Origin of the sequence: Pseudomonas brassicae (assembly GCF_010671725.1) — a bacterium.
In the GTDB taxonomy this organism is placed as follows: Bacteria; Pseudomonadota; Gammaproteobacteria; order Pseudomonadales; family Pseudomonadaceae; genus Aquipseudomonas; species Aquipseudomonas brassicae.
On record NZ_JAAHBU010000405.1, the window covers coordinates 1 to 8,349 of the forward strand.

Annotated in this window: 6 protein-coding genes; all 6 read right to left on the bottom strand. The window is 65.4% G+C overall.

Annotated features, from left to right (window positions below; genetic code table 11):
* Positions 1–563, bottom strand: a 563-nt coding sequence (locus tag G3436_RS22895) for an aldo/keto reductase (RefSeq protein WP_178116573.1), incomplete at its 3' end; no start/stop codon positions are given.
* A 22-nt stretch (positions 564–585) separates the two neighbouring features.
* Positions 586–1,929 carry an LLM class flavin-dependent oxidoreductase gene (locus G3436_RS22900; RefSeq protein WP_163949827.1) on the bottom strand — a complete coding sequence of 448 codons (1,344 nt, stop codon included), beginning with the start codon at positions 1,927–1,929 and terminating at the stop codon, positions 586–588.
* Positions 1,930–1,951: 22 nt separating this feature from the next.
* Positions 1,952–3,187 carry an acyl-CoA dehydrogenase family protein gene (locus tag G3436_RS22905; RefSeq protein WP_163949832.1) on the bottom strand — a complete coding sequence of 412 codons (1,236 nt, stop codon included), beginning with the start codon at positions 3,185–3,187 and terminating at the stop codon, positions 1,952–1,954.
* A 25-nt stretch (positions 3,188–3,212) separates the two neighbouring features.
* A complete protein-coding gene (locus tag G3436_RS22910) occupies positions 3,213–4,145 on the bottom strand; it encodes an ABC transporter permease (protein WP_163949835.1) in 933 nt (310 codons plus the stop codon).
* Positions 4,142–5,857 (bottom strand): ABC transporter substrate-binding protein, encoded by a 1,716-nt coding sequence (locus G3436_RS22915; RefSeq protein ID WP_163949838.1) that lies wholly within the window; start codon positions 5,855–5,857, stop codon positions 4,142–4,144. Before G3436_RS22915 ends, G3436_RS22910 begins: the two co-directional genes overlap by 4 nt.
* A 55-nt stretch (positions 5,858–5,912) precedes the next feature.
* Positions 5,913–8,042 (bottom strand): TonB-dependent receptor family protein, encoded by a 2,130-nt coding sequence (locus G3436_RS22920; RefSeq protein ID WP_338001307.1) that lies wholly within the window; start codon positions 8,040–8,042, stop codon positions 5,913–5,915.
* Positions 8,043–8,349 lie beyond the last annotated feature (307 nt).

An 8,349-nucleotide genomic window follows, 5' to 3' on the forward strand; every position in this document is an offset into this window, starting at 1 on the left:
CCCCACGGGGTTTCGTTGGACACGCCGATATGGCGGATCTTGCCCGCCTTTACCTGCTCGGCCAGCACGCTCAGGGTTTCGCCGATGGCGATAGCCTGCGGGTCGTCCACATAGGGGTACTCGCGCTGGCCGAAGATATTGGTGGTGCGGTCGGGCCAGTGCAGCTGGTACAGGTCCAGGTAGTCGGTCTGCAGACGCTTGAGGCTGCCGTCCAGCGCCGCGACGATATTGGCCCGGTCATGCCGGGTCAGGCCTTCGCGAATGTGCGTGGCGCCGCCGGGCTGGCGCGCCGGGCCGACGATCTTGCTCGCCAGCACGATATCGGCACGCCGGCCCGTCCTGGCCAGCCACGTGCCGATGAAGCGCTCGGTGCTGCCCCAGGTTTCGGCATGGGTCGGGGTCGGGTACATCTCGGCGGTGTCGACCAGGTTGACGCCATGGTCCAGTGCCAGGTCGAGCTGCTGGTGGGCATCCTGTTCGCTGTTCTGGTGGCCCCAGGTCATGGTGCCCAGGCCGATCAGGCTGACCTTGAGGTCGGTGTTGCCCAGTGTGCGGTAGTTCATGCGGTGGTCCTTTGAAAGAGGGTCAGACGGCTTCGGCCGCACGTTGGTACTGGCTGGCCGGGTACGGCAGGCCCAGGTGATCACGCAGGGTGCTGCCGCTGTACTCGCGGCGGAACACGCCGCGCTGCTGCAGCAGCGGCACCACCTGCTCGACGAACACCTCCACGCCCGACGGGAACATGTCGGGCATGATGTTGAAGCCGTCGGCGGCGCCGGCCAGGAACCAGTGTTCAAGGGTGTCGGCCACCTGCTCGGGGGTGCCCACCAGCAGGCGGTGGCCAACCAGGATGCGGCGCGACAGTTCGCGTATGGTCAGGTTCTCGCGGCGCGCCAGGTTCAGCTGCGCTTCGAGAAAACCGTGCGAGCCGCGCTCGAACTCGCTGACCGGGCCAATGCGCGCCCATGGCAGCGGCGCGTCCAGGTCCAGTTCGTGCGGTGACAGCCCGACGCGAAAGGCCAACTGCTGCACCAGGCCGGCCTCGCCGTGGTAGGCATTGAGCTCGTCGAAGCGCGCATGCGCCTCGGCCTCGGTGCTGGCGATCACGGTGGACAGCCCAGGCATGATCTTCAGGTGCTCGGGGTTGCGCCCCCAGTTGCGCGCACGCTGTTTCATCTCCTGATAGAACGCCTGGCCATCGGGCAAGGTGGTCTGGGTGGTGAAGATCGCATCGGCATGGCGCGAACCCAGCGCCTTGCCGCCTTCGGACGAGCCGGCCTGCACCAGCACCGGCCGGCCTTGGGGCGAGCGCGGCAGGTTGAGCGGGCCCTTGACCGAAAAATGCTCACCGACAAAATCGATGCTGTGCACCTTGTGCGGGTCCGCGAAGCGCCCGCTGGCGGCGTTGCCGATGACCGCGTCGTCTTCCCAGCTGTCCCACAGCTTGAGGGTCACGTCGATGAACTCGTCGGCCCGCGCATAGCGGTCCACATGGCGTGGCGCACCGGCCAGGCCGAAGTTCTGCGCCGCCGCGTCCCCGGCGTTGGTCACCACGTTCCAGGCGGCACGCCCGCCGCTGATATGGTCCAGCGAGCTGAAGCGCCGGGCCAGGTTGAACGGGTCGTTGTAGGTGCTCGACGCGGTGGCGATCACGCCGATGTGCCGGGTGGCCAGCGCTACTGCGGTCAGCAGCACGGTGGGCTCCAGGCGCCCGGCCGGGTGCTGGGCGATGTCGCCGGCCAGTGCCGGGCCGTCGGCGAGAAAGATCGCATCCAGGCAGCCACGTTCGGAAATGCGCGCGATGTTGCGGTAGTACTCGACGTCCAGGTAGGCATTGGCGGGTACTTCGGCCTTGCGCCAGGCGCCGGCATGCGCGCCGAAGCCGAGGATATTCATGCCGATGCTCATCTGTTTTGCGGGCTGGCTCATGGCAGTTGCTCCTGATCTGTGGTCAAACCGCACTGGCTTCATCGCGCACGGTGGCGCCGTCCTGCGCATGCAGCGCACGCCAGGCCGCGCCCGGGCTCACGCCATTGAGGTAGTAGTTGCCCAAGGCGCGTTCGCGGTAGATGGCCGGGTTGTGCGAGGCCAGGGTGCGGGCATTGCGCCAGTGCCGGTCCAGGCGCCGGGCCTGGCTGGTGGCCGAGGCGCCACCCACCTCGAACAGCAGCGTGGTGGCTTCGAGCACCTGTTCCAGCACCACCTGCTGGGCCTGGAAGGTGCGGATATCGGCCTCGACGTAATCGGCCTCTTGTGCGGTATCGGTCAGTTCGGCCTGGTGTACCCGCTCCAGCACCTCGGCGCTGGCCAGCACCAGGGTTTCGCTGGCGTAGGCCAGGCTCGACAGCCGGCCGATCACCCGCTGCACCAGTGGGTCGTCCTTGGGGCTGGACTGGCCGGGTACGCCAAAGGCGCGTGTGCGGCCCTGCACGAATGCGCTGGCATCGCGCAACGCCGCGCGGGCAATGCCGGCCAGGGTGGCGAGGTGGAATAGCTGGTAGAACGCCGAAATGTACGACTCGGCGCGCAGTTCGCCGGGCTTGAAGCGCCGCAGCACATGCGCTTCGGGCACCGCGACATCCGCGAAACGCGTGGTGCCACTGCCGCTCAGGCGCTGGCCAAAGCCGTCCCAGTCGTCTTCGCGAGTTACGCCGGGGGCGTCCACGGCGACCACCACGCTGACGAAATCCTTATCGTGCATGGCCACGGCCGCCACCCAGTCGGCATAGATCGTGCCGGTGCAGTAGTACTTCTCGCCATTGAGCCGCCAGCCGCCCTCGCCTGCTGCCAGGCTCACCGAGTTGGTGCTGCTGTCGCTGCGCTCGGCCATCGCCGCGCCCCACAGCTGGCCCGCCACCACTTTGGCGAACCAGTAGTCCTGGGACGCGGCGTCGCGGCTGGACAGGCGCCCTTCGACGAAACCGAAGTGCGCCCGCACGATCTGCGGCAGGTTCGAGTCGGCTTCGGCCAGGTCGATCAACAGGCCGAACAGCACCGGCAGACTGACCCCGCTACCGCCGTGGGCCGGTGGCACGCGCAGCGCACTGAAGCCCGCATTGCGCAGCAGTTCGACGGCCTCGAAGGCCAGTTCGCGCTGCTGTTCGCGGGCAACCGCACCGGCGCCGATCTGCTCGAACAGCGGTTGGAAGCGCGCCTGCAGCGCGCGGTAGGAGGTTTGCTCAGTCATGGCAGGTCCTTGCTGAAAGATGGCATCACACGGCCTTGGCACGCGGGTCCACCCAGTGGTTGATCAGGTCGACGAGAAAATTCACGACCACGTAGAGGGCGGCGGCCAGCAGGGTGATCCCCAGCAGCAGCGGCATGTCTTTGGAAAGTGCCGCGTCGAGCATCAATCGGCCGATACCCTGGCGCGAAAACAGCAGTTCGATGACCACGGCACCGCCCAGCAGGCTGGCGAACACAAACCCGGACAGTGTCACCAGCGGCACCAGCGCGTGGCGCAGCGCATGCTTGAGGCGCACGCCGGTTTCGGACAGGCCACGGGCGCGGGCCATGGCGATGAAGGGTTGCTCGAGGATGTCTTCCAGTTCCTGGCGCAGCACCTGGCTGAGCACTGCCGCCACCGGCAGGGCCAGCGCCACGCTGGGCAGGATCAGGGCCTGCCAGCCCTTGGAGCCGGACGGTGGCAACAGGTGCCAGCCGAACGCGAACGCCAGCAGCAGGACCAGGCCGATCACGAACGAGGGGGCCGACGACAACACCAGCTCGGTGCCCGACACCAGCGAGCGGATCCACGGCGCGCGGTTGGCCGTGGTCACGGCCACCAGCACCGCCAGCAGCACCGCCAGCGCCGCAGCGGCCAGCGACAGTTGCACGGTGGCGCCCAGTTGCCCGGCAATCACCTGCCCTACCGGGATGCGCAAGCGATAGGACTCACCCAAGTCACCCTGGGCCAGGCGCCCGAGGTACTGGCTGTATTGCACGATCAAGGGCTGGTCCAGACCATATTCGGCGCGTACCTGGGCGATCAGTTCGGCGCTGGGCATGGCCTCCGGGCCACCGAGGATGGCCAGTGCCGGGTCGCCGGCGCTCAGGTTGATGGCCAGGAACGTCAGCGTGGCGGCGCCCCACAGCACGCCAAGGCCGGACAACAGTCGACGCACTAACAGGCGCAGGGTGTTCATTGGGCCTCCGGGTCGAGCCATACACTGGTGAAGAAGGGGGTGTTGTGCGAGGTATCGAAGATCACGCCCTTGACCGCCTTGCGGTAGGCGACCACCACATGCGCCTCGAACACCGGTATCGCCGGCACGGTTTCCACCAGGCGTTGTTGCGCGGTGCGGTACAGCGCCGCCAGTTCAACCGGGTCGGTGGAGCGCCGCGCTGCCGAGAGTGCCGCGTCCAGCAGGTCATCGCGAAAGCGGCCGGCGTTCTGGCCGATGAGCTTGGGCGTGCTGATCGCGTTGCTGTGGTAGAGGATGTACAGCCCGTCAGGAGTGTTGGTGTGCCAGTAACCACCGGCCAGCAGCTGGAAGTTGCTCGAATAGCGGTACTGGGTGAACTGCGCCAGGGGCATCAGCTCGATGGTCAGCTCAAAGCCGATCTTTTTCAGATCAGCCTGGATCGCCACGCCAACGCTGCCGGGGTAGGCGCCGGTCTCATAGGTGACCAGTCGGGCGGCCAGGCGTTGGCCATCCTTGACCCGATAGCCATCGGCATCGCGCTGGCCCCATCCCGCTTCGTCGAGCAGGCGGTTGGCCTCGGCCGGGTCGTAGCCGAGCACGTCCTTGAAGGCAGGGTCGTAATAGCGGGTATTGGCCGCGAGAAAATCGTCTTTGGCCTGGTACTCGCCAAAGCCGGTGATCCACGTCAGGCCTTCACGGTCGATGGCCTTGGCCACCGCGCGGCGTACCTGCACGTCCTGGAACGGGAAGCGCTCGACGTTGAAGACCATGCTGCGGAACGGGTTGGCCTTGCGGATGCGGCTGTGCATGCGCAGGTCGGGGTTGGCACGAATGGCCTTGGCGTTCTGCGCCGGGGCATCCACGGTGAAGTCCGACTGGCCCGACTCCAGCGCGCTGAAGCGGATCATCGGTTCGGGAATGATGCTCAGCTCGATGCGGTCCAGGTAGGCTTCGCCGCTGTGCCGGGTGACGGCCGGGGCCCAGTGGTAGCCCTTGCGCTTGACGAAGGTGAGGCTCTGTTCGCGGGTGTAGCTTTCAAGCACGAATGGCCCGGTGCCGATCGGGTGTTCGGCGATGGACTTGGGTGCCTGCAGGATCTGGCGTGGCGAGAGCATGCTCAGCCAGGACTGTGCCAGTACGTCGAGGAACGGCGAGTAGGGTTCGCGCAGGCGCGCCTCGAAGGTGTATTCATCGACAATCCGCCCCTCCACGTACGGCGCGATGTAGGCCGCCGCCAAGGGTGACTTGGTTGCCGGATCGCGCATGTGTTCAAGGTTGACCTGCACGGCGCGGGCATTGAATTTCTCGCCGTCGCTGAACGTCACGTCATCGCGCAGGTGGAAGGTATAGGTCAGGCCATCGGGCGAAATCTCCCATGACTTGGCCAGCCACGGCGAGATATTGCCCTGCTCGTCCTGGTACAGCAGGCAGTCGAACAGGATGCGCCCCAGCCACTGCACGTTGCCGTGGGAAATCGAGTGCACGTCGAGGGTGGTGGTGTCCAGCGCGGTGGTGACGCGCAAAGTACCGCCCGGCTTGCCGGGGCTGGCCTCGCGAAAGTCCTCGGCGGCGTAGCTCACGCTGCCGTCGCGCAGCACACCGTCCAGGGTCGAACGGCTTGCGTGCGGCAGTTCGCCGGCTGGCTTGCAGGCGCCCAGCGCCATCACGCTGGCGAGTACGGCCAGGCGTGCGAGCCTTGTGATCAGGGTCATGTGCTTCCTCCGCCAGCGCCGTGTGCAGGTGCACCACAACGCTGGCCGCGCGGGCTTAGAAGTTGTAGGTGACGCCGGTGAAGGCGCCGAAACCGTCACCCGGGTACAGCGACGCGACGTCCCTGCCCTGGGCGTTGTAGGTCGGCAGCACGGCGGTCACGTAATCCTGGTCGGTGAGGTTCTTCAGGTCCAGGTACACCTGCCAGGTCTTGCCCGGGTCGTCGTAGCCCAGCCGCGCGCCCCACAGCGTGTAGGACGGTGCGTAGAAGCTGTTGGCGTAGTCCACCGCCGTGCTCGACACCGAACGCACGTTGACCCCCGCATAGAAACCGCTGGCCCACTGGTACTGCAGCTCGCTCTGGTACACGTGCTTGGGCAGCCCCGGCAGTTCGTTCTGCTTGAACAGCGGGTCGTTTTCGTAGTGGAAGTCGTTGAGCGTGTAGGCCTGGCGCCAGGTCAGGCTGTCGCCATTGGCGCCTTCCCACAGGCGAGTGCTCAAGCCGGCCTCGATGCCCTGGTGGATGGTCGGCGTGGCGTTGGAGGTGGAGACCACCGCGGCCGAAGTGCTGGTAGCCGGCAGCACTTCGACGTTGAGCAGCTCGTTCTTGATCCACGACTTGTAGAACGCCAGGCTGCCGTCGAACACCCCCGCCTTGCCCTTGATGCCGAACTCGACGGTGTTGGCCGCTTGCGGTACCAGTGGCTTGGCGTAGTTGCTGGTGACCCCGGAGCCGGAGCTGGACCAGGAGCTTGGCGGGTCGATGGAGCGGCTGGCGTTGGCGAACAGTTGCACGTCTGGTGCGATGTAGTAGCGCAGGCCGATACGCGGCGCCAGCTTCCATTGATCGTACTGGTAGTGGTCCGGCAGGCCGCTGGTATTGGCCCGGTCGCTGAAGGTGACGTTGATGTCGCGCTTGATCTGGATCGCCGACAGGCCGGTGGCCAGGTACAGTTTGTCGGTCAGCCCCAGGTCGTTGCCCAGGCTGAACACGTGGTCGAACGAGCCATCGTACTCGACCTGCTTCTGCAGCACGTCCAGGTCCTTGTCGCCCCGGTAGGTGCGCACGCCCGAGCGCACATGCTCGGTACTGCTCCAACCTACGGTGCTGGTGCTTGGCAGCCCGAACAGCTGGTCGGTGCGGCTGTACTTGAGCGAGTAGTTGATGTCGCGCCAGTCCCAGTAGTTGGGGTTGACGGTACTCTGGCGGCTGAGGATCTGCGGATAGTTGTGGTACACCAGCCCGGCTTCGAGGGTGGCGTCGTCATCGAAGGTGTAGGTGGTCTTGCTGCCGACCCAGGTTGAGCCGCGTTTGGTCGAGTCGCCACGGGTGTCGCGGGTGGCGACGTTGGTCTGGGTGGAGTTCTTTTTCAGCTGGGCGCGAGTCAGCGCGCCCGAGTTCTCGTGGTACTCCTCGCGGTAGCGGATGTACAGGCGGGTTTCAAGCTTGGGGTTGAAGCGGTAGCCGAAGTTGCTGACCACGCCCTTGGCCTTGGTGAAGGTGAAATCCTGGTAACCGTCACGGCTGGAGTTGTCGACGCTGACGAAGTAGTCGGCATTGCCGGCCACGCCACCGGTGCTCAGGGTCTGTTTCTGCCAGCCGAAGCTGCCACCTTCGACCTTGATGCGATTACCCGGCGCGGTGAGCCCGGAGTTAGTCACGAAGTTGATCGCGCCGCCCAGCGACAATGCGCCATATTCAAAGGCGTTGGCGCCGCGCAGTACTTCGGTGTAGTTGAGCCCCTGGGTATCCAGAAGTTCATAGGGCGTGCCACCGGCGCCAGTCAGCGCGAGGCCGTCGAAGAGGAACTTGGTGCCTTCGCGGAAATAACCGGGCGAGGTATTGGCACCGGACCCGCGAATGGAAATCTTGATAGCGTCATTGCCACCGGCGGCCTGGGCATACACGCCCGGTTGATAGGCCAGCGTATCTTCCAGGGTGGCCGAGCGGCCTTTCTCGACGTCGGCCTGGGTAACCAGGCTGGTACCGCCGGCAACCTCGTCGAGCTTGGCCTGTGCAGCTTGCGCAGGCGTCTGTTTGGCGGCCTGCACGGTCACTGTGCCCAGGCGCTTGTCGCCGTTGGGGCTGGTGTCGGCGGCCGACGCCAGGGGCGTAAAGGTTAATAGGGCGCTGCTGACAGCGAACAGGGATGAATGCCGTAATACTGCTGAAGTTGCCCAATGCACGCGTTTCAAGGTCTTGCTCCCCACCTGATTAAAATTAGGCGAGTTTCTATTGGTATAGTCAATCTCAGGGTGACTATTGCAGAGAGCATGCCAACTGGCGAAGTGCCTTGTTTAAAGGGCGTTCAGCATGAAGAGGAACTAAGCGCAGTGTTGCAATACGGCGCTAGTGTCGGGAAGGTGTTGCGTGGTGAACAGTTGGTAGTTACGGGTATATCCATATAACCGAGTTGTCTCTTTCGCTGGTAAGCCAGCTCCACAGGTAAGTCACCGTTCTGAAGGGCAACGGCACACCTGTGGGAGCTGGCTT